General features: G+C 72.1%; 20 protein-coding genes. 11 read left to right on the forward strand and 9 right to left on the reverse strand.

All coding sequences use genetic code 11. The features are described from left to right. Window positions 1-4: 4 nt before the first annotated feature. Both ACIQWR_RS25685 and ACIQWR_RS25690 read left to right on the forward strand, forming a co-directional pair. Window positions 5-1,057, forward strand: a complete 1,053-nt coding sequence (locus tag ACIQWR_RS25685; protein ID WP_404013747.1) for an acyl-CoA dehydrogenase family protein — start codon at window positions 5-7, stop codon at window positions 1,055-1,057. A gap of 257 nt (window positions 1,058-1,314) precedes the next feature. Beyond that, complete coding sequence (locus tag ACIQWR_RS25690) at window positions 1,315-1,788, forward strand: ATP-binding protein (RefSeq protein ID WP_404013750.1); 474 nt, start codon at window positions 1,315-1,317, stop codon at window positions 1,786-1,788. 223 nt (window positions 1,789-2,011) lie between these two features. Here ACIQWR_RS25690 and ACIQWR_RS25695 read toward each other — a convergent pair whose 3' ends face one another. After that, window positions 2,012-2,938, reverse strand: a complete 927-nt coding sequence (locus ACIQWR_RS25695; protein ID WP_404013752.1) for a cyclase family protein — start codon at window positions 2,936-2,938, stop codon at window positions 2,012-2,014. 97 nt (window positions 2,939-3,035) lie between these two features. On the opposite strand from ACIQWR_RS25695, the gene ACIQWR_RS25700 reads away from it, so the two are divergent. The 3 genes from ACIQWR_RS25700 to ACIQWR_RS25710 are packed head-to-tail and all read left to right on the forward strand — an operon-like array spanning window position 3,036 to window position 6,234. After that, the gene (locus ACIQWR_RS25700) at window positions 3,036-3,956 is read left to right on the forward strand and encodes an SDR family NAD(P)-dependent oxidoreductase (protein WP_404013755.1); all 921 of its coding nucleotides are present in this window, start codon (window positions 3,036-3,038) and stop codon (window positions 3,954-3,956) included. A gap of 8 nt (window positions 3,957-3,964) precedes the next feature. After that, complete coding sequence (locus tag ACIQWR_RS25705) at window positions 3,965-5,170, forward strand: acyl-CoA dehydrogenase family protein (protein ID WP_404013757.1); 1,206 nt, start codon at window positions 3,965-3,967, stop codon at window positions 5,168-5,170. Continuing rightward, entirely contained in the window at window positions 5,167-6,234 is a 1,068-nt protein-coding gene (locus tag ACIQWR_RS25710) for a Zn-dependent alcohol dehydrogenase (RefSeq protein ID WP_404013760.1), read from the forward strand. The genes ACIQWR_RS25705 and ACIQWR_RS25710 overlap by 4 nt, the downstream gene beginning before the upstream one ends. A gap of 67 nt (window positions 6,235-6,301) precedes the next feature. On the opposite strand, the gene ACIQWR_RS25715 is transcribed toward ACIQWR_RS25710, so the two are convergent. Beyond that, window positions 6,302-7,381, reverse strand: a complete 1,080-nt coding sequence (locus ACIQWR_RS25715) for a sigma-70 family RNA polymerase sigma factor (RefSeq protein ID WP_404013762.1) — start codon at window positions 7,379-7,381, stop codon at window positions 6,302-6,304. A 90-nt stretch (window positions 7,382-7,471) separates the two neighbouring features. On the opposite strand from ACIQWR_RS25715, the gene ACIQWR_RS25720 reads away from it, so the two are divergent. Further along, the gene (locus ACIQWR_RS25720) at window positions 7,472-7,915 is read left to right on the forward strand and encodes a hypothetical protein (RefSeq protein ID WP_404013764.1); all 444 of its coding nucleotides are present in this window, start codon (window positions 7,472-7,474) and stop codon (window positions 7,913-7,915) included. A 25-nt stretch (window positions 7,916-7,940) separates the two neighbouring features. Here the strand turns inward: ACIQWR_RS25720 and ACIQWR_RS25725 are convergent, their stop codons facing one another. After that, on the reverse strand, window positions 7,941-8,552 hold the full coding sequence (locus ACIQWR_RS25725; RefSeq protein WP_404013900.1) for a flavin reductase family protein: 612 nt from the start codon (window positions 8,550-8,552) through the stop codon (window positions 7,941-7,943). Window positions 8,553-8,731: 179 nt separating this feature from the next. Here ACIQWR_RS25725 and ACIQWR_RS25730 point away from each other — a divergent pair, with 179 nt between their 5' ends. After that, window positions 8,732-9,673 carry a hypothetical protein gene (locus tag ACIQWR_RS25730; protein ID WP_404013766.1) on the forward strand — a complete coding sequence of 314 codons (942 nt, stop codon included), beginning with the start codon at window positions 8,732-8,734 and terminating at the stop codon, window positions 9,671-9,673. A gap of 4 nt (window positions 9,674-9,677) precedes the next feature. Here ACIQWR_RS25730 and ACIQWR_RS25735 read toward each other — a convergent pair whose 3' ends face one another. From ACIQWR_RS25735 to ACIQWR_RS25755, 5 genes are all read right to left on the reverse strand, one after another. After that, a complete protein-coding gene (locus ACIQWR_RS25735) occupies window positions 9,678-10,052 on the reverse strand; it encodes a VOC family protein (protein ID WP_404013768.1) in 375 nt (124 codons plus the stop codon). A gap of 85 nt (window positions 10,053-10,137) precedes the next feature. Beyond that, window positions 10,138-11,049, reverse strand: coding sequence for a hypothetical protein (locus ACIQWR_RS25740; RefSeq protein WP_404013771.1), 912 nt, complete (start codon window positions 11,047-11,049; stop codon window positions 10,138-10,140). Further along, the gene (locus ACIQWR_RS25745) at window positions 11,046-12,335 is read right to left on the reverse strand and encodes a hypothetical protein (RefSeq protein ID WP_404013773.1); all 1,290 of its coding nucleotides are present in this window, start codon (window positions 12,333-12,335) and stop codon (window positions 11,046-11,048) included. The genes ACIQWR_RS25740 and ACIQWR_RS25745 overlap by 4 nt, the downstream gene beginning before the upstream one ends. Then, entirely contained in the window at window positions 12,332-12,697 is a 366-nt protein-coding gene (locus ACIQWR_RS25750; protein ID WP_404013776.1) for a WXG100 family type VII secretion target, read from the reverse strand. The genes ACIQWR_RS25745 and ACIQWR_RS25750 overlap by 4 nt, the downstream gene beginning before the upstream one ends. Before the next feature lie 333 nt (window positions 12,698-13,030). After that, window positions 13,031-13,675: a TetR/AcrR family transcriptional regulator gene (locus ACIQWR_RS25755; protein ID WP_404013778.1), complete on the reverse strand. Its 645-nt coding sequence runs from the start codon at window positions 13,673-13,675 to the stop codon at window positions 13,031-13,033. Window positions 13,676-13,745: 70 nt separating this feature from the next. Between ACIQWR_RS25755 and ACIQWR_RS25760 the strand changes: the two genes are divergently transcribed. From ACIQWR_RS25760 to ACIQWR_RS25775, 4 genes are all read left to right on the forward strand, one after another. Continuing rightward, window positions 13,746-13,979, forward strand: a complete 234-nt coding sequence (locus ACIQWR_RS25760; RefSeq protein WP_404013780.1) for a hypothetical protein — start codon at window positions 13,746-13,748, stop codon at window positions 13,977-13,979. Next, on the forward strand, window positions 13,979-14,164 hold the full coding sequence (locus ACIQWR_RS25765; RefSeq protein ID WP_404013782.1) for a hypothetical protein: 186 nt from the start codon (window positions 13,979-13,981) through the stop codon (window positions 14,162-14,164). Before ACIQWR_RS25760 ends, ACIQWR_RS25765 begins: the two co-directional genes overlap by 1 nt. 192 nt (window positions 14,165-14,356) lie before the next feature. Further along, entirely contained in the window at window positions 14,357-14,998 is a 642-nt protein-coding gene (locus ACIQWR_RS25770) for a DUF4937 domain-containing protein (RefSeq protein WP_404013785.1), read from the forward strand. A gap of 208 nt (window positions 14,999-15,206) precedes the next feature. Further along, complete coding sequence (locus ACIQWR_RS25775; protein WP_404013788.1) at window positions 15,207-15,986, forward strand: VOC family protein; 780 nt, start codon at window positions 15,207-15,209, stop codon at window positions 15,984-15,986. Window positions 15,987-16,243: 257 nt separating this feature from the next. Here the strand turns inward: ACIQWR_RS25775 and ACIQWR_RS25780 are convergent, their stop codons facing one another. Next, window positions 16,244-17,032, reverse strand: coding sequence for an enoyl-CoA hydratase/isomerase family protein (locus ACIQWR_RS25780; protein WP_404013790.1), 789 nt, complete (start codon window positions 17,030-17,032; stop codon window positions 16,244-16,246). Between the last annotated feature and the right edge of the window lie 22 nt (window positions 17,033-17,054).

Consider the following 17,054-nt stretch of genomic DNA (forward strand, 5'->3'; position numbering starts at 1 on the left):
GACCGTGGACTTCCAGTTGACCGAGGACCAGCGGGACCTGCGCGCGGGCGTGCGGGAGCTGCTGGCGGGGCGGTACGGGCGCGAGGCGCTGCGGGAGTCGGTGGACGCGGCCGAGAGGGACGGCGGGGGCGTGGTCGACCGGGGGCTGTGGCGGGAGCTGGGCGAGGCCGGGTTCTTCGCGCTGCGGCTGCCCGAGGGCGGCCCGGACGGGGGCGTGGGGCTCGGGCTCGCGGAGGCGGCGCTCGTCTTCGAGGAGGCCGGGCGGGTGCTGCTGCCGGGGCCGCTGGTGGCCACGCACCTGGCGGCCGGGGTGGTGCCGGGCGCGGCGCAGGGCACGGTGGTGGTGACCGCCTTCGACCTGGACGGCCCCTTCGTCGCGTACCTGGGCGAGGCGGACGCGGTGCTGGGTGCGGGGGCCTCTGCGGGAGACCTCGCGCAGGGCCCTGACCCGGCGGCCGCCTGCGTGCCGGTGCGGTCCGTGGATCCGCTCACGCCCCTGTACCGGACGCGGGGGCCGGGATCCGCGGGCGCGCCGTCCGCCGCGCTGCGGGACGAGGGGGCCCTGCTGACGGCCGCCCTCCAGGTGGGCAGCGCGCTGCGGACCTGCGAGCTGGCGGTCCGGTACGCGAAGGAGCGCGAGCAGTTCGGGCAGCCGATCGGGGCCTTCCAGTCGGTCAAGCACCTGTGCGCGCAGATGCTGGTGCGGGCCGAGGTGGCCCGTACGGCGGTCTACGCGGCGGCGGTGACGGCCGACCCCGGGGAGATCGCGGGCGCCAAGATGCTGGCCGACGAGGCGGCCGTGCGCAATGCGCGCGACTGCCTCCAGGTGCACGGCGGGATGGGGTTCACCTGGGAGGCGGACGTGCACCTGCACCTGAAGCGGGCGTGGGTGCGGGCCGAGCAGTGGCGCACGGCGGCCGAGGCGGAGGAACTGCTGGCGCGGGAGCTGGGCGCGCTGGCGGGCCGAGGCGGAACGCCCCGCGCCGGGGCGGGCGCAGGGGCTGGTGCTGTAACGGGTGGGACGGCGCAGGACGCATGTCCGATTACAGAGAGTTGATATCGGTTTGTGTCCTTCGCCCACCTCGCTACGGACCGGAGTCGGTCGCGTGCTCCGGTACGCTCCGACGAATGCGAGCGGTTGAGCGGCGCGGGCGTCGCACAGTATGCAGCACGCCTACTCCTTCGCGCTGGAATATGCCCGAAGCGCTTGTTGTGGTGACTGTATGTCAACCATGCTGCTCGGCAAGGGGATCACGGACCGTGATCCCGTACTGTCGCGAGGCGATGTGTCCGCCGGTTCGGGTGGTGTGAGCGGTGCAGGTGCTTCAGGTTCAGCTTGAGGTCGGGCCGGATCCCGCAGAGGTCGGCCGAGCGCGCAGGTGGGCCCGGTCCCGCATGGCCGGGTGCGGAATGGGGGACGACGAGCCGCTCGCGGACACCCTGCTCCTGCTGATTTCGGAGCTGGTCACCAACGCGGTGGTGCACACCGGTTGCCCGGCCGTGCTGCGGATGCTCTTCGGCGGCCCGGCGGTCCGGGTCGAGGTGGCCGACGCGAGCGACCGCCCGCCCGCCCCCCGGCACGCCGACGGGGACGACACCAACGGGCGCGGCCTGGAGCTGGTGGACGGCCTCGCGGACCGCTGGGGCTGGCAGCGCGAGGGCTCCGGGAAGCAGATCTGGTGCGAGATCGACTGCGCCGGGGAGGGCTCCGCGGGGACCCTCGGCGGGCCCGCCGAGGAGATTGCCGAAAAATGTGACCAGGTACGGGAACCGCGCGTGTACCTCTAACGAGGTGTTGACGGACCGTCATGCATTGATCACCCTTGGGGGAGCGATTCGTCGCGAGGGGACGCCAAGGGCAGACCTTGACGAGTGCGGGTCGTGGGGTGGCGGCTGCCGTGCGGCGCTCGGGGCGTGCACGAATGTACGCCGCCACCCATAGTCGACGGCCCGGTCGCCGCCCGCGAGGGCTTGGTGCCCGCGTTGCCGTGCCCGCCGGGGGTCCGTCGGGTCAGAGGATGGCGACCGGGGCGACCGGCGTGCCCGTCCCGCCGACGAAGGGCTCCGGCATCGCGGAGAGCAGGAAGGAATACCGCCGCTCTTCTCCACAGGCTGTGGACAACTTTTCGAGATTCCAGTTCTGGCCCTGGTGCATGCCCATCTCGACCAGGTCGAGGGCGTGCACCGGCAGCCACAGGTTCTCGATCTCCGGCGGGAAGATCTCGAAGGTCAGGGTGTCGTTGGCGACGGCCGCGACGTCCCGCGCGTGGAACCACTCGGGCGTACGGACGGACAGCCCGGGCGACGGATAGCCGTAGCCGTGCTTGTCGCCCGCCAGGTAGACCTGGACCTGTCCGGTGCGCACCAGCACGATGTCGCCGGGCCGGACCGTTACCCCGCCGAACTCCTCCGCCTCCACCAGGTCCTGCGGGGTCACCGCGTGCCCGCCCGGCAGCCGGTCCAGGCCCTTGGCGCGGGCCACGTCCAGCAGCACCCCGCGCGAGACGATGTGGCCGGCCTTGTCGATGCCGCTGAACTGGGCGCGGGAGTGCGCGGTGATGGTGTCGGCGGGCCGCCCGTTGTAGATCTTCCCCGAGTGCGAGACGTGGGTCAGGGCGTCCCAGTGCGTCGCCGACTGCAGGCCCATGGTCACGGCGTCGTCGCTGCACGCCACCGTGCCCGGGCCGAAGATCTCCTGGTTGATCTGCACCATCGTGTGCAGCGGATTGATCCGGCCCGGGATCATGCCCGCCTGGACGCCGTCCTCCTTCAGGGGGAGGGCGAGCGGGATCCGGCGTCCGGTGCGGATCTCGGCGGCGGCCGCGCGCACCACCTCGTCGGTGATCAGGTTCAGGGTGCCGATCTCGTCGTCGGCGCCCCAGCGGCCCCAGTTGTTGACGCGCTTGGCGATGTCGTGGAACTCGGGGGGCAGGCCCATGGCTCTCGTCACTCCTTATGGACTGGGGCTTGTGCTGGCGCATCTGACTGCCCATAGAATCTAACGGTCCGTCAGAAACAGCGGGAAGGGGCCGGACATGGGGAACTTCTTGGCAGGCAAGGTCGTCGCCGTCACGGGCGCGGGCCGGGGCATCGGGCGGGCGGTCGCGCTCGCGGCCGCCGCCGAGGGCGCCAAGGTCGTCGTCAACGACTACGGCGTCGGCATCGGGGGCGGCGAGCCCACCAGCGAGATAGCCGAGGGGGTGGTGAAGGAGATCCTCGCGGCGGGCGGGGAGGCCGTCGCCGTCGCCGACGACATCTCGACCATGGCGGGCGGCCAGCGCATCGTGGACACCGCGCTCGCGCGCTACGGCCGGATCGACGGCGTCGTCTGCGTCGCGGGCATCCTGCGCGAGCGGATGCTCTTCAACATGTCCGAGGAGGAGTGGGACCCCGTCGTCGCCACCCACCTCAAGGGCACCTTCACCGTCTTCCGCGCCGCCTCCGCCGTCATGCGCAAGCAGGGCACCGGCACGCTCATCGGCTTCACCAGCGGCAACCACCAAGGCTCGGTCGCCCAGGCCAACTACAGCGCCGCCAAGGGCGGGATCATCTCCCTCGTGCGCTCCGCCGCCCTCGGCCTGAACCGGTACGGCGTCACCGCCAACGCCGTGGCCCCGGTCGCCCGGACCCGGATGTCGGCGAACGTGCCGATGGAGCTCAAGGAGATCGGCGAACCGGAGGACGTGGCCGCACTGGTCACCTACCTGCTCAGCGACCGGGCCGTCGCGGTCGGCGGCGAGAGGATCACCGGGCAGGTGTACACGATCGCCGGACCCAAGATCGCGGTCTGGGCGCAGCCGCGCGAACTGCGCGCCGGATACGCCGAGGGGTCCTGGACCCCCGAGAAGATCGCCGACTTCCTCCCGGGGACCGTCGGCACCGACCCCATGCCGATGCTGGCGCAGCTGGAGGCCATGGCCAAGGCGGCGGCCGCCAAGGACCGCCCCAACGCGTAGGAGCTCCTATGGACTTCGGCTTCGGGGCGGCGGACGAGGAGCTGCGCGCCGACGCGCGGCACTGGCTGTCCGGCCACCTCGTGGGACCGTACGCGCGGGCCCGCGGCCTCGGCGGGCCCGGCAGCGAGCACGAGGGCGTGGCCGAGCGCCGCGCCTGGGAGCGCGAGTTGGGCAGCGGCGGCTGGATCGGCCAGGGCTGGGACGTGGCCGACGGCGCCTACGGGCAGCGCCGGCTCTCCCTCACCGGGCAGGTCGTGTGGGCCGAGGAGTACGCGGCGCTGCGCGCGCCCGGCCGGGTAGGCCACATCGGCGAGAACCTCCTCGCGCCGACACTGATCGCCCACGGGTCCCGGGAGCAGCGGGACCGCTTCCTGCCCGGCATCGCCCGCGGCGAGGAGCTGTGGTGCCAGGGCTACAGCGAACCGGGCGCGGGCTCCGACCTCGCCGGGATCCGCACGAGCGCCGTCCGGGACCCGGCGGACGGCCGCCACCGCGTCACCGGCCAGAAGATCTGGACCTCGTTGGCGCAGGACGCCGACTGGTGCTTCGTGCTCGCCCGCACCGAAGCCGGCTCGCGGCGCCACCACGGGCTGTCCTTCCTCCTCGTACCGATGGACCAACCGGGCCGGATCGAGGTCCGGCCCATCCGGCAGATGTCGGGGACCGCCGAATTCAACGAGGTCTTCTTCGACGGCGCCGAGGCCCACGAGGTGGTCGGCGGCGAGGGCAACGGCTGGACCGTGGCCATGGGCCTGCTCGCCCTGGAACGCGGGGTCTCCACCCTGGTCCAGCAGATCGGCTTCGCCGCCGAACTGGAGCGGGTGGTCGCCGCGTTCCTCACCTCCGCACAGGCCGGCGACCCGGTCCTGCGCGATCGGCTGGTCACCCAGTGGGCCGAGCTGCGCACCATGCGGTGGCACGCGCTGCGCACCCTGGGGGCGGCCGCGCCGGACCCGGGCGCGCCCAGCGTGGCCAAGCTGCTGTGGGGCGGCTGGCACCGGCGGCTCGGCGAGCTCGCGGTCGCGGTGCGCGGCGCGTCGGCCACCGCCGGGCCCGCGCCGTGGGGGCGCGGGACTCCGTACGAGCTGGGCCTCGACGAGGCGCAGCGGCTGTTCCTGTTCACCCGCGCCGACACGATCTACGGCGGTTCGGACGAGATCCAGCGGAACATCATCGCCGAGCGCGTGCTCGGCCTGCCTAAGGAGTCCAGGTGAGAGGCGTCGTGTTCGACGGCAAGCAGGCCCAGGTGGTCGACGACCTGGAGGTGCGCGGCCCCGGGCCGGGGGAGGTGCTCGTCGCCATCAAGGCGGCCGGGCTGTGCCACAGCGACCTGTCGGTGATCGACGGGACGATCCCCTTCCCGCCGCCGGTGGTCCTCGGGCACGAGGGCGCCGGCGTCGTGGAGGAGGTCGGCGCGGGTGTCACGCACGTGGGCCCGGGCGACCACGTCGCGCTGTCCACCCTCGCGAACTGCGGCGCGTGCGCCGACTGCGACCGGGGTCGGCCGACGATGTGCCGCAAGGCGATCGGCATGCCGGGCCGGCCCTTCTCGCGGGGCGGCAAGCCGCTCTACCAGTTCGCGTCCAACTCGGCCTTCGCCGAGCGGACGATCGTCAAGGCCGTCCAGGCCGTGAAGATCCCCGGGGACATCCCCTTCACCTCGGCCGCGCTGATCGGCTGCGGGGTCCTGACCGGGGTCGGCGCGGTGCTGAACCGGGCCAAGGTGGACCGCGGCGAGTCCGTGGTCGTCATCGGCACCGGCGGGATCGGCCTGAACGTCCTCCAGGGGGCCCGCATCGCGGGCGCGACGACGATCGTGGCCGTGGACGCCAACCCGGCGAAGGAGGCGGTGGCCCGGCAGTTCGGTGCCACGCACTTCATCGACGCCTCGGCGGTGGCGGACTCCTCGGCGGCGGTCCGCGAGGTCCTCCCGACGGGGGCGGACCACGCCTTCGAGTGCGTGGGCAACGTCAAGCTGATCCGCCAGGCGATCGACCTGCTCGACCGCCACGGCCAGGCGATCCTGCTGGGCGTGCCGGGCTTCACGGAGGAGGCGTCGTTCCAGGTCTCGTCCATGTACCTCGACAAGACGGTCATGGGCTGCCGTTACGGTTCCTCCCGCCCCCAGCGCGACATCGCCCTCTACGCGGAGCTGTACCGGCAGGGCCGCCTGCTGCTGGACGAACTGGTCACCGAGACCTACCCGGTCGAGGACTTCGCGAAGGCGGCGGACGACGCCCACCACGGGCGCGTGGCCCGGGGCGTCCTGACCTTCTGAGGGGACTGGTGCCGGTCCGGGTGGGGCGGGGGCTTCGGGACCCCGCCCCCGCCCCCGCGCCCGCGCGCTACTGCGGTCCGGGTCGGAGGGTGTTCCAGGGGTGGAGCTTCGCCGGGTTGCGGACCGCCCAGATGCGGCTGACGCGGCCGTCGTCCGTGAGGCCGAAGGCCGCCACGGTCACCGTCACGCCGGAGTGCTGGGCGACCAGCCCGGGCACGCCGTTGACCGTCCGCTCCAGGAGGATCAGCCCGGGGGCCTTGTCGGCGATGTGGATCAGGTACGCGGCGATCTGCTCGCTGCCCTCGACCGGGTGCAGGACGGCGCCGACCAGGCCGCCGCCGTCGGCGACCATCGTGGCGTCGGGGTCGAGGAGGCCGACGAGGGCCTCGATGTCCTTGGCCTCCCACGCCTCCTTGAAGTGCCGGACCAGTCCGGCCTGCCTGGCCTGCCCGGCCCGTGCCGTCTGCCCGGCCCGTGCCGTCTGCCCGGCCCGCCCGGCCCGTGCCGTCTGCCCGGCCCGGCCCGTCTGCCCGGTCTGCCCGGCCTGCTCGGTCTGCCCGGCCCGCCCGGCCGCGGGGAGCGGCGGCACCTGCGCGGAGCGCACCCGGCGGCGGGCCGATGCCGCCAACTGCCGGCAGGCCGCGGGCGTGCGGCCGACGATGTCGGAGATCTCGCCGAAGGGGTACCGGAAGACGTCGTGCAGGACGAACGCCACGCGCTCGGCCGGGGTCATCGACTCCAGCACGACGAGGAACGCCATGTTCACCGACTCGTCCAGGGTGACCCGGTCGGCGGGGTCGTCCGGCAGGTCCCCGCCGCCCGTCCGACCGCTGAACCACTCCGTGCGGTCGGGCAACGGCTCGGGTACCCACTCGCCGACGTAGCGCTCGCGCCGGACCCGCGCCGAGCCGAGCACGTCCAGGCAGATCCGCCCGGCGACCGTCGTCAGCCAGGCGCCCGGGGACTCGACCGCCTCCTGCCGCTGCGGGGACATCGCGTACCAGCGGGCGTAGGTCTCCTGCACGGCGTCCTCGGCCTCGGACAGCGAACCGAGCAGCCGGTAGGCGAGGTTGGTGAGCTGGCGCCGCTCGCCGACGATGAGGCTCAGGCCGCGGTCGGCGCTGCGGGCGGTGTTGCTGCTGGTCATGGCGCTCACCTCACATTTCGCGGGCCCGTCTCGTCGGACCATCGAGAGAGTACCGATCCACCGCCGTGAGGCAGACGAGGGGACCGCATCATGAGCACGCACGCGACGGCAACACCGGTGGGGCCGAATGGAGTTACCGGTGAGGTGCGCGAGGGTTCGGGCAGGTTCGCGCGGTTCGTACAGGTCTCGATCGCGCTCCAGACCCTGTCGATCTTCTTCCAGGCGTCCACCGCGGGACTGCTGCTGGCCACGTCCTACGGCGAGACCCTGCACGGGGTCGGAGCGCGCGTGATGTACGGCGCCTCGATGCTGTACCTGCTCGCCGCGGTCCTGGCGTGGCGGCCGGGCGGCGGCTCGGCGCGACCGGCCCTGTACGCGACGGGCTTCCTCGTCCTCGCCTCGGTCCAGGTGGTGCTCGGCATCGCGCACGCGCCGACGTACCACGTGCCGCTGGGCGTCCTGATGTTCGGCCTGAGCGTGCTGGACCTGGGCCGGGTGCTCCTCGTCCGCCCGGGGGCGCGGATCACTGGCTGAGGCGGTCCGTCACTGGGGCGGTCGGTCACTGGCTGAGGCGGCCGAACTTCCCCTTGTGGAAGAGCAGCGGGCCGTCCTCGCCCGCGGCGCCCATCGCCTCGACGCGGCCGACGACGATCAGGTGATCGCCCCCGGTGTGCACGGCGTGGATGCGACAGTCGATCCACGCCGGTACGGCGGCCAGCTGCGGCGAGCCGGTCACGGGGGCGGGGCGGTGGACCACCCCGGCGAACTTGTCGGCCCCGCTGACCGCGAACGCCCGGCACAGCAGGCCCTGTTCGGCCCCCAGGATGTTGACGCAGAACACTCCGGCGCGCGCGATCCGCGGCCAGGTGGTCGACGTACGGGCGACCATGAAGGTCACCAGCGGCGGGTCGAGCGACAGCGACGCGAAGGACTGGCAGGCGAACCCCGCCGGGGTGTCCTCGCCCTCCGCGGCGGGCGCGGTGATGATCGTGACCCCGCTGGCGAAGTTGCCCATGACGGACCGGAATTCGGTCGGATCGATGGGCGCGCGCTCGTCGTCGGCGACGGCCCGTAGCTCGGGCCGCGGATGCGCGTCGACGCCGGCGGCGGGGGAGGTGGCGGATCCCGGGTGCCCGGCGGACCTGAGGTATCGGACGACGGTGGCCGCCATCCCTGCGTGTCCCATCACGAGAACGATTGAACCTGACGGTATGTCAGATGGGAAGGGGTGGGGAGGGCGCGGGGGTGGGTGCGGGGGTGTGTGCGGGGCTGCGGGCGGGCGCGGGTGGGTGTGGGCGTGTAGGGTCCGGGTGAATTGAACGCGTTCAGGTGGCGGGTGGGGGGCTCCGGGTGACGGGTGGGACGGAAGACGCGGAGGCCCGGGCGGGCGCCGGAGTGCCGGCGGGGCCGGTCCCGTGGGACCTCGCGATGACGCAGGCCCTGCTGGGCGGCGGAGCGATCGCCGCGGCCCAGGTCGTGCTATGGGGGCTGTGGGAGCTCATCTCGATCGGAACGCGGGACGACTACGAACAGCCGATCGAGGGTGCGTTCCTGCTGATCTGCTGCATGGGCCCCTTCGTCGCGGTCCTCGGGAGCTTCCTGCACGCGCTCGCGTTCACGTTGCCGGTTGCCGCCCTAGCCCGCCTCGGCGCTGACCGGACGAGGGTGCGGGCGCAGTGGTGGATGGCGGCGGGACTCGTCCTCCTGGCGGCGGGCTATGCCTGGCTCATCGGCCAGGTCGCAGGTTTGCCCTTCGGGTGGACCTGGACCCGGACCGCCGCCTTCGGTGTGATCCCGCTCGCGGGGGTCGCGTACGCGGCGCGGCGCGGGAGTGCGGGGATGGCGATGGTGCGGGCAACGGGCTGGGTCCTTGGCGTCGCCCTGGTGTTCGGCTTCGGCGGGGGGATCATCGCCACTGAGGCGGGCTGGCCGCCCCCGTACGTACCGCCCCGGCTGGAACGCACCGAGTACGTCGCCCAGTGGACCGGCGACGACGGGGCGAGCGTGACCCTGCGGGCGGACGGCTCCGCCGTCGCGGAACGGCTGCCGCGGCCCTGGCCGGCACAGGAGAGCGGAACCTCGCATTGCTCGGGCATGGGGACCTGGCAGTTCCGGGAGGAGGGCTCCGACGGTCGTCATGAAACCCGCTTCTTGCGTGACGGCATCGTGCTGACCCTCCCTTCGTGCGGAGGTGACCAGGACTGGCAGGTGGCGGGCACGGCCGAGCACCCCGAGTTGTTCGCCGCGGTCGGCGCCGAGGCGGCAGACCTGCGGATCCTGCGGCGCGGGTGAGCGTTCAGGCGGTGACCACGCAGAACTCGTTCCCTTCGGGGTCGCGCATGGTCTGGAAGGACCCCTGGTCGTCGGTGACGGTCCCACCCGTCCGCACCGCCCCCAGGGCGAGCGCCGCGGCGATGGCGGACCCGATGTCGTCCGCGCGGACGTCGAGGTGCAGGCGGTTCTTCCCGGCCTTCTCCTCGGGCACGGGCTGAAAGGCCAGCCGCACGCCCCCCGGCAGGTCGACGTGCGACCAGCCCCGAGCCCGGTCCACCGGCTCCCCACCGAGCAACCGCGCCCAGAACCGCACGAGCGCCTTCGGGTCGAGGCAGTCCACGACGATCTGGTACAGGCCGAGTTGGGGCCGGGGGTGGGATCCGAGCTCAGTGGTCATGGGGCCGAGGGTAGGGGGGGTGGGGAACGCCGGGGAACGGCGGGTCGAGCGCGGACGGATTGGTCTCCCCTATGCCGGTTCTCTGTCAGTCCGTTGCCCAGGGCGTGGGATTCGGGCGCCGTCGCCACCACCAGCCGGCCGGCGTGCGGTCGGCCGACGCGCCGGTCAGTTCGCGGTGGAGGCTTCCCGACGGGTCGTCCTCCGTCGCCGCGAGGAATCGCCCGTCCAACTGGTCCAGGGCCCGGGCGAGCAGTTCGGCGACGTCGCGGGGCAGGCGGGGACCGAGGTCCGCGAGTTCGTCTCGGGCGTCCAGCCGCTCCCGGTACAGGTCGGCCGGGTACCAGCCCGAAGGAGCCCACCCGGATTCCATCTGCCCGATGACGCGCTCCCACACGATCAGGTCGTCCCTGGCGGACCAGATGGGGCTGCCGGTCTCGTCTTCGAGGGCGAGCCGCGCCAGCCCAGAGGCCGCCTGCCGCATGTGGTCCACCGAGGCGGCGAAGGCCCCGGCCACGGGGGTGTCGGGCCGCTGCTCCCGGACGATCTCGGCGAAGCGCGTCACGGCGGCACGGGGGAGCTGGGGCACCGGCGATTCGACGGCGGTCACCGTGTAGAGGGGCGGCTCGTCGTCCGAGAGGTCGAGACGGGCGCGGGTGAGGAGACCTTCCGGCGTCACGGCCCAATAGGCGCTGGGGGGTGCTTCCTCGGCGGGGTACAGGACGGTCGTCGCCGCGGCCTTCGCGAACCGCGCGGCGAGGTCGGCCTCGCGCGGCTGTTCCGTGCCCGACTCCTGGACGTACACGTCGAGTGACCACGCCAGGTCACCGCGGACCGACCGGTACTCGCACGCGACGGGTGCTTCCCAGTTCCGGAGCTCGGGGTCGCCGTCGGGGTCGGCCACTTCCACGTCGCCGGCCGCGATCCCCAGACATCCGGCGAGTGCGGCGCCCATGGCCGCGGGGCTGACGGCATCGACGGTCAGGAGGTTGTAGGTCATTGGTACGTCCCGTGGTAAATGGCCAGGGCCTTGTCAACGATGCCCGGGTTGTTGGTGAATCGAGGATTCCTGGTGAGCTGTGGTGCAGCGCTGAGGTCGCCCTTGGCCTTGGCTATCTGCTGCAGGGCCGCGTATTCGTTTCTGTCGAGCTTCACGATGCCCGGGCCGGAGTCGGGGTAGACCCTTCCCGAACCTTCCACGCCATAGGTCCGCCCGTTCACCTCGTACCGGTCGGTCTCCTTGACGTACTTAGCCTTGCCACCGGCGATGTCGGCGATGTCCTGGGCAATCGACTCCTGCTGGCCTCGCAGGATGACACTGTTGTTCTCCTTGACCTCCCCGCTGGCTGAACCCGAGACGGTGTGTCGGGCGTTGGGCGGCTTGAGTTCCTTCCCCGCAGCCGGCCCCTTCAGCTCGCTAGGTGCCAGCCAGGGGCCTCGACCGGGCCCCGATCCCGCCGCCGCGGCAGGGTTCCCCATCCGGAAGAGGTACGGGTCGCCGCCGAATCCGTCAGGGAGACCGGCGAAGGCAGTACGTGGCCCGCCCAGGCCGTTGGCCAGGCCCGGGAACAGTCCGGCAAATCCTCCCCCTTCGTGAGCGAGCTGGAAGGCCTTGCCGGCGCCGCCGAACGCGCCGCCAGTCAGGGCCCCGTAGAATCCGGCATCCTTTGCCTCGTCGAGGCTGATGCTGCTCTGGAGGCCCGCGGCTATCTGGAGTGGTTGGGCGACGGCGAGGTCGATGGTGACGGATTCGATGCCCGCGATCGCGGCGGTCGCGAAGACCGTACCGGCGATGGTCGCGACCTCGGTGGTGAGGGCCACGCCCACGGTCGCGGCGAGTTCGACGATGGTGGCGGTGGCTGCCGCTGCCGCGACTTCGGTGGCACCGAGGGTGAAGAACGCCAGCGCCGTACCCGCGACGATGACAGCGCCGGCGATTTCCAGTTCGTGGTCGAGCTTCTTCTTCGCGTCAGCCACGGCGTCGGCGTACTTGTCGATTCCGTCCGCGAGCGAGCGGGGACCGTCGACAAGGTCCTGGAGCCACCCCTTTTTCTCGCCGTAGTAGCGCGCCCAGAAGGGGTCGGCGAATGCGGCGATGGCCTCGCCCGTGTTGTTGTGTATCAGGCTCTGTGCGGCCTTGTTGGCGGGTGCCCCGACGTTTTCCATGGCATCGGCGAACGTACGCCAGGCCTTCGAGATGTCGCGTAGCTTCCCCACGTCGGCGGCAGGCCACTCGATTCCGGTGACGTCGGTGACGACCTCCCGGACCTTGTCGCCGGTGCTCACTGTGGGAGACCCGGAGCGTCGGGCCCTCCGGGGGGTGTGGGATCGGCCTTGCGGAACATGGAGGCGATCAGCGCCTCGTTCTCGATGTGTCCGTCCGCCATGTCGGTCATCGCCGTATGGATGCTCGCCAGGCCGTTCTTGATGATGCCCGCGGACTTCTCGATCTGGGCGACGATCGGCGCGTACTTGTCGTGGAATTGTTTGCCCGGGTCATCATCCCCCCAAGCTGCGCCAGCCTTTGCAAGCGATGCACGGAGTGCGCCGAGGGCCGTGCCGAGCGCCTCGCTCTGATCGTGGAAGGTGGGGGACGTTGCCTTCAGATCAGCCATTTTTATGTCAAGTATCTTGCCTTCGTCGCCCACTTGCGGTTCCTCTCGTTGCACTTGCGGCCGTATGACCCTAACTGGGGCTGGGGTCTCACGGTCGTTGGGAGCGCAAAGAAGACGCAAAGATCAACTTGAATTCTTTGCAAAGGGGACGCGTCTCGTAGGTCGCTGTCCGTGATCTAGCGAAGGGCGATCGGTTGGTCGCCCGGTTGGTGCCGGTCGCGTTCCCTGCGTCGGCCCGCTGTCCCGGCGGTCGGCTGGTTCGCCACATCAAGGGGGCGCTGACGACATCGACGAGCTGTGCTGGCGTCCTTTGACGTCCTCGTCGAACTGGATCCACCTGCGGGCCGCGCACCGTGGGTGCTGTGGTCAGTGCGGCGGGTCCGGGGTCCCCATGGGTAGTGACAGGTCGCGCAGGTGGGTGAGCAGTACGTCGACGCATGCCTGTGGGGGCAGGATCTCGGGGTGCAGGACGGCGCTGAGGCTGAGTCCGTCCAGGAGCGCGGTCAGTCGCTCGGCCTCCAGGTCGAGGTCGAGGCCGGGGCGCAGGGTGCCTGTCGCGTCGAGCCGGGTGAGCACGCGGCGCATCAGTCTTCTCGTGCCTTCGGCGGCCTGGTGCGACAGGTCGGCGAAGGCCGGGTTGGTGCGGGCGGCGGTGTTGAAGTCCAGGAAGACGCTGACTTCGGCACGGCGGTGTTCGTCCAGCGGCAGGAGTTCGGCCAGGAGCCCGGCCGCGAGCTGGAGCTGCTCGGGGCGGGGGTGGCTGCCCAGGTCTCCGATCCGCTCGACGTGTTCGAGCAGCCGACTGCCGACCCGGTCGAGCATCGACTGCATCGCGAACCGCATCAGGTCCTGCTGGCTGGCGAAGTAGTGGCGCAGGGAGCCGATGTTGAGCTGGGCCTCGTCGGCGACGGCTCGGAGCGAGGTGCGATGCAGACCTTCGCGGACGACGACTTGGAACAGGGCGTCGACGACGTGGCGGCGGCGGGCGACCGGGTCTACATGCTTGGGCACGAAGCCTTTGTATCACGCCTGTGATACAACTGATTTATCACAGGCGTGATAAAAACGGGTGGAGGCCTTCGTGGAGACGTACCTCAATCTCATGCTCATCAGGTTCGGCCTGGTGGCGGGTGGTCTCGTGGTGCTGGCGCTGCTGGTCTTCGCCGTCGCCCTGGCGCTCAAGCGCAGGGGCGGGCTCGACGAGGTGCGCCGGTACGCGGCCCCCGTCGTGCGGGTCGGGCTGCGCGCCGCCGCCCGGCGGCTCGAAGGCCGGGGGAACGGGGCCGCCCGGTCTCGGCGGGAGGGCGGCCGGTGATGACCACCCTCGCGGCGGAGTCGTCGGACGTCCTCCAGCACCTGTTGCTGGACCGTGCGCTCAAGGTCGTCATCGTGGTCGTGGCGCTGGGCGTCCTGGCGCTCGGGATGAAGGTGATCTGGCGCAGGGTCGGGCGGGTGAAGGAGCGCTCCGATGGAAGCGCCCTCTCGCGGAGGAGGGGGTAGCGGTCCGACCGCGTGGTGGTCGGTCGTCGCCGCCCCTCTGGTGCGGTCCGCTCGGACCTACATCTCGGGTAGGGGGTCGGGCTCGCTACTCAAGGGTGATTGACGCTACCCCGGGCCTCAGGGCGATGATCGTTGGTGTCGGAGCGGGCGTTTGAGCGGGCGTTGGAGCGGGTGGGGGAGGGGCTGGGAAGCATGTGGGGCAAGTGGATCGAATGCGGGGTGCCGGCGGGCGCGCGGGAGTTGTTCTCCGCGGGGCAGGGCGCTTGGGCGGTGATCGGTGACCAGCCCGGACTGGTCGGGCAGGTGGGTGGTTGGGACGCGGCCACGGGCCGTGCCCATGTCCTGGGCCTGTGGCGGGACGCAGAGGCGTACGGGCGGTTCATGGATGACCGTCACGACGAGGTGTTCGCGGGGAGCGGGCAGCGGGACAGCTACACCGCCATCGAGACGGCCGGCGGTGCGACCGTCCTGGAGATGGCGGGGGACGCGGCGGATCTGGCGGAGGCCATCGACGGCGCGACGCTGCTGAGGGTCGCCGACTGCCGCGTGCTCCCCGGCCGCGAGGAGCACTTCATGGCGGTGCAGCGGGAGGTGTGGGCGCCCGGCATGGCGGCGGCCGGCGGCATGCTCGCGGGGGTCGTCACACGACTCGCCGAGCAGCGCTACCTGGTCACGACCCTGTGGTCCGGCCCGCAGGCGCACGAGCGGTACGCCGCCGCGCACCTGCCGGCCTTGCTCGCTCGTGCGGGCCTGGACGAGGATCTCCGCTCGACGACCGGCCACCTCATACCCCTGGAGCCCCACTGGCGGGTCGTGCCCGTCCGCGTCGGCTGACGGCCGCCCCAGGAGTACCTCCGGGCGGGTGAATGAGGGCAGGTGGGGCAGGGGTAGGCGGCGTGGCGGGGGTACTCGGGCGTGTAGTCGTACGTACGCGGAACCCTCGCGGGTGAGGCTCAGTGCAGCCGGATCGCACCAGCGGTCGTGCCCGCACCCGCAACCGCACCCCCGCCGTACCGCACCCACCCGACCGCAGGAGGAACCCATGCTCGGTACCGACTACCGCCCCGGATCGCCCAACTGGATCGACCTCGGCAGCCCGGACATCCCGCGGGCCGCGGCCTTCTACCGGGCGGTGTTCGGTTGGGAGTTCCACCTGCTCGGGCCGGAGACGGGCGGGTACGGCTTCTTCCAGGTGGACGGGAAGACCGTGGCGGCCGTCGGTTCGCTGGACCCGGGTGCGACCTCGGCCTGGACCGTGTACTTCAAGACGGGCGACGCGGACGCGACCACCCAGGGCGTACGGGACGGCGGCGGCACGGTGCGCGTCGAGCCGATGGACGTCATGGGCGAGGGGTGGCTCGCGCAGTACACCGATCAGCAGGGCGCCGACTTCGCCATCTGGAAGCCGGGCAAGACGGCGGGCCTGGGCCTGACCTCGGTCGACAACACCGTCTGTTGGGTGGAGCTGCATGTGGCCGATCCGGTGGCGGCCGTCACGTTCTACGGCGACCTCTTCGGCTGGCGCTCGCAGGAGATGGACGTGCCCGGGATGACCTACCGGGTGGTGAGCATCGCCGACGGTGACCAGCAGGACGGGTCCTTCGGCGGGGTGGCGCCGCTGATGGAGGGGGAGACGAACGCGCGCTGGGTGCCGTACTTCGCCGTCGCGGACGTCGATGCCGTGGTGGACACCGCGAGGACCAGCGGTGGCTCGGTGCTGATGCCCGGCGCCGACGTGCCGGACGTCGGCCGGATCGCCTGGCTGGCGGACCCGAGCGGGGCGGTCTTCGCCCTGCTCAAGCCCAACCCCCGGCAGGGCTGACCCGCCTGGTGGGCCCGCCCTCCGGGAGGACTGTCCCGGTTGGTGGGACCGCCTCCTGGGAGGACCGGCCCGCCTGGAAGCACCGCCCGCCGGCAGGGTCGACCCCGTCCGGCGGGACTTGGCCCTCCGGCAGGGCTGACTCCGCGCGGGAGGGCTGAGCTCGTCCGTCAGCGCTGCGGCCGGGCCCGCCTGCCTGGCCCCGTCTGCCCGGCCCCGCCTGCCCGGTCGGGCCGGTGGCCGGGTGGTCGGTGGGGTGGTCAGACGCCGCGGTACTTCGGGGTGCGGCGTTCGAGGAAGCTGGCCACGCCCTCGTTCGCGTCCGCCGTGGTCATGTTGATCTCCTGGGCGGTGGCTTCGGCCGCCAGTGCGGCGGCGCGGTCGCCGTCCAGGGAGGCGTTGACCAGTTGCTTGGTCAGGGCCAGGGCGCGGGTCGGGCCCTGGGCCAGGCGCTCCGCCCACTCCCGGGCGGTGCTGGCCAGGGCGTCGGCCGGGACGACCCGGTTGACGAGGCCGAGGCGTTCCGCGTCGGCGGCGGGCAGGGCGTCGCCGAAGAACATCAGCTCCTTCGCCTTCTGCGGGCCGACGAGACGGGGGAGCAGGTAGGCGCCGCCGCCGTCCGGGACCAGGCCGCGGCGCACGAAGACCTCGATGAAGCGGGCCGAGTCGGCGGCCAGCACGAGGTCGCAGGCGAAGGCCAGGTGGGCGCCGATGCCGGCCGCGGTGCCGTTGACCGCGGCGATGACCGGCTTCTCGCAGTCCATGACGGAGGTGATGAACCGCTGCGCACCGAGCCGGATCATGCGGGCCACGTCGCCCGCGACCCGTTCGCCGGCAGGGGCGGGGGAGCCGCGCAGGTCGGCGCCCGCGCAGAAACCCTTGCCGGTGGCGGTGATGACGACGGCGCGGACGGCCGGGTCGGCGGAGGCCTCGGCGAGCAGGGTCATGATGTGCTCGCGCTGGTCCCAGGTGAGGGCGTTCATGGCGTCGGGGCGGTTCAGCGTGATCCAGGAGACGCCGTTCTCGGTGTGGTGCAGGACCTCGTTCATGGGGTTCGTCGCTCCAAGGCGT

This window comes from Streptomyces sp. NPDC098789 (assembly GCF_044759975.1).
GTDB lineage: Bacteria > Actinomycetota > Actinomycetes > Streptomycetales > Streptomycetaceae > Streptomyces.

Bases quoted from the DNA above. Each gene is read 5' to 3' on its own strand.
- ACIQWR_RS25695 (WP_404013752.1), bottom strand. From the start codon at position 2,938: ATGGGCCTGCCCCCCGAGTTCCACGACATCGCCAAGCGCGTCAACAAC.
- ACIQWR_RS25700 (WP_404013755.1), top strand. From the start codon at position 3,036: ATGGGGAACTTCTTGGCAGGCAAGGTCGTCGCCGTCACGGGCGCGGGC.
- ACIQWR_RS25705 (WP_404013757.1), top strand. From the start codon at position 3,965: ATGGACTTCGGCTTCGGGGCGGCGGACGAGGAGCTGCGCGCCGACGCG.
- ACIQWR_RS25715 (WP_404013762.1), bottom strand. From the start codon at position 7,381: ATGACCAGCAGCAACACCGCCCGCAGCGCCGACCGCGGCCTGAGCCTC.
- ACIQWR_RS25720 (WP_404013764.1), top strand. From the start codon at position 7,472: ATGAGCACGCACGCGACGGCAACACCGGTGGGGCCGAATGGAGTTACC.
- ACIQWR_RS25725 (WP_404013900.1), bottom strand. From the start codon at position 8,552: ATGGCGGCCACCGTCGTCCGATACCTCAGGTCCGCCGGGCACCCGGGA.
- ACIQWR_RS25735 (WP_404013768.1), bottom strand. From the start codon at position 10,052: ATGACCACTGAGCTCGGATCCCACCCCCGGCCCCAACTCGGCCTGTAC.
- ACIQWR_RS25740 (WP_404013771.1), bottom strand. From the start codon at position 11,049: ATGACCTACAACCTCCTGACCGTCGATGCCGTCAGCCCCGCGGCCATG.
- ACIQWR_RS25765 (WP_404013782.1), top strand. From the start codon at position 13,979: ATGACCACCCTCGCGGCGGAGTCGTCGGACGTCCTCCAGCACCTGTTG.
- ACIQWR_RS25770 (WP_404013785.1), top strand. From the start codon at position 14,357: ATGTGGGGCAAGTGGATCGAATGCGGGGTGCCGGCGGGCGCGCGGGAG.
- ACIQWR_RS25775 (WP_404013788.1), top strand. From the start codon at position 15,207: ATGCTCGGTACCGACTACCGCCCCGGATCGCCCAACTGGATCGACCTC.
- ACIQWR_RS25780 (WP_404013790.1), bottom strand. From the start codon at position 17,032: ATGAACGAGGTCCTGCACCACACCGAGAACGGCGTCTCCTGGATCACG.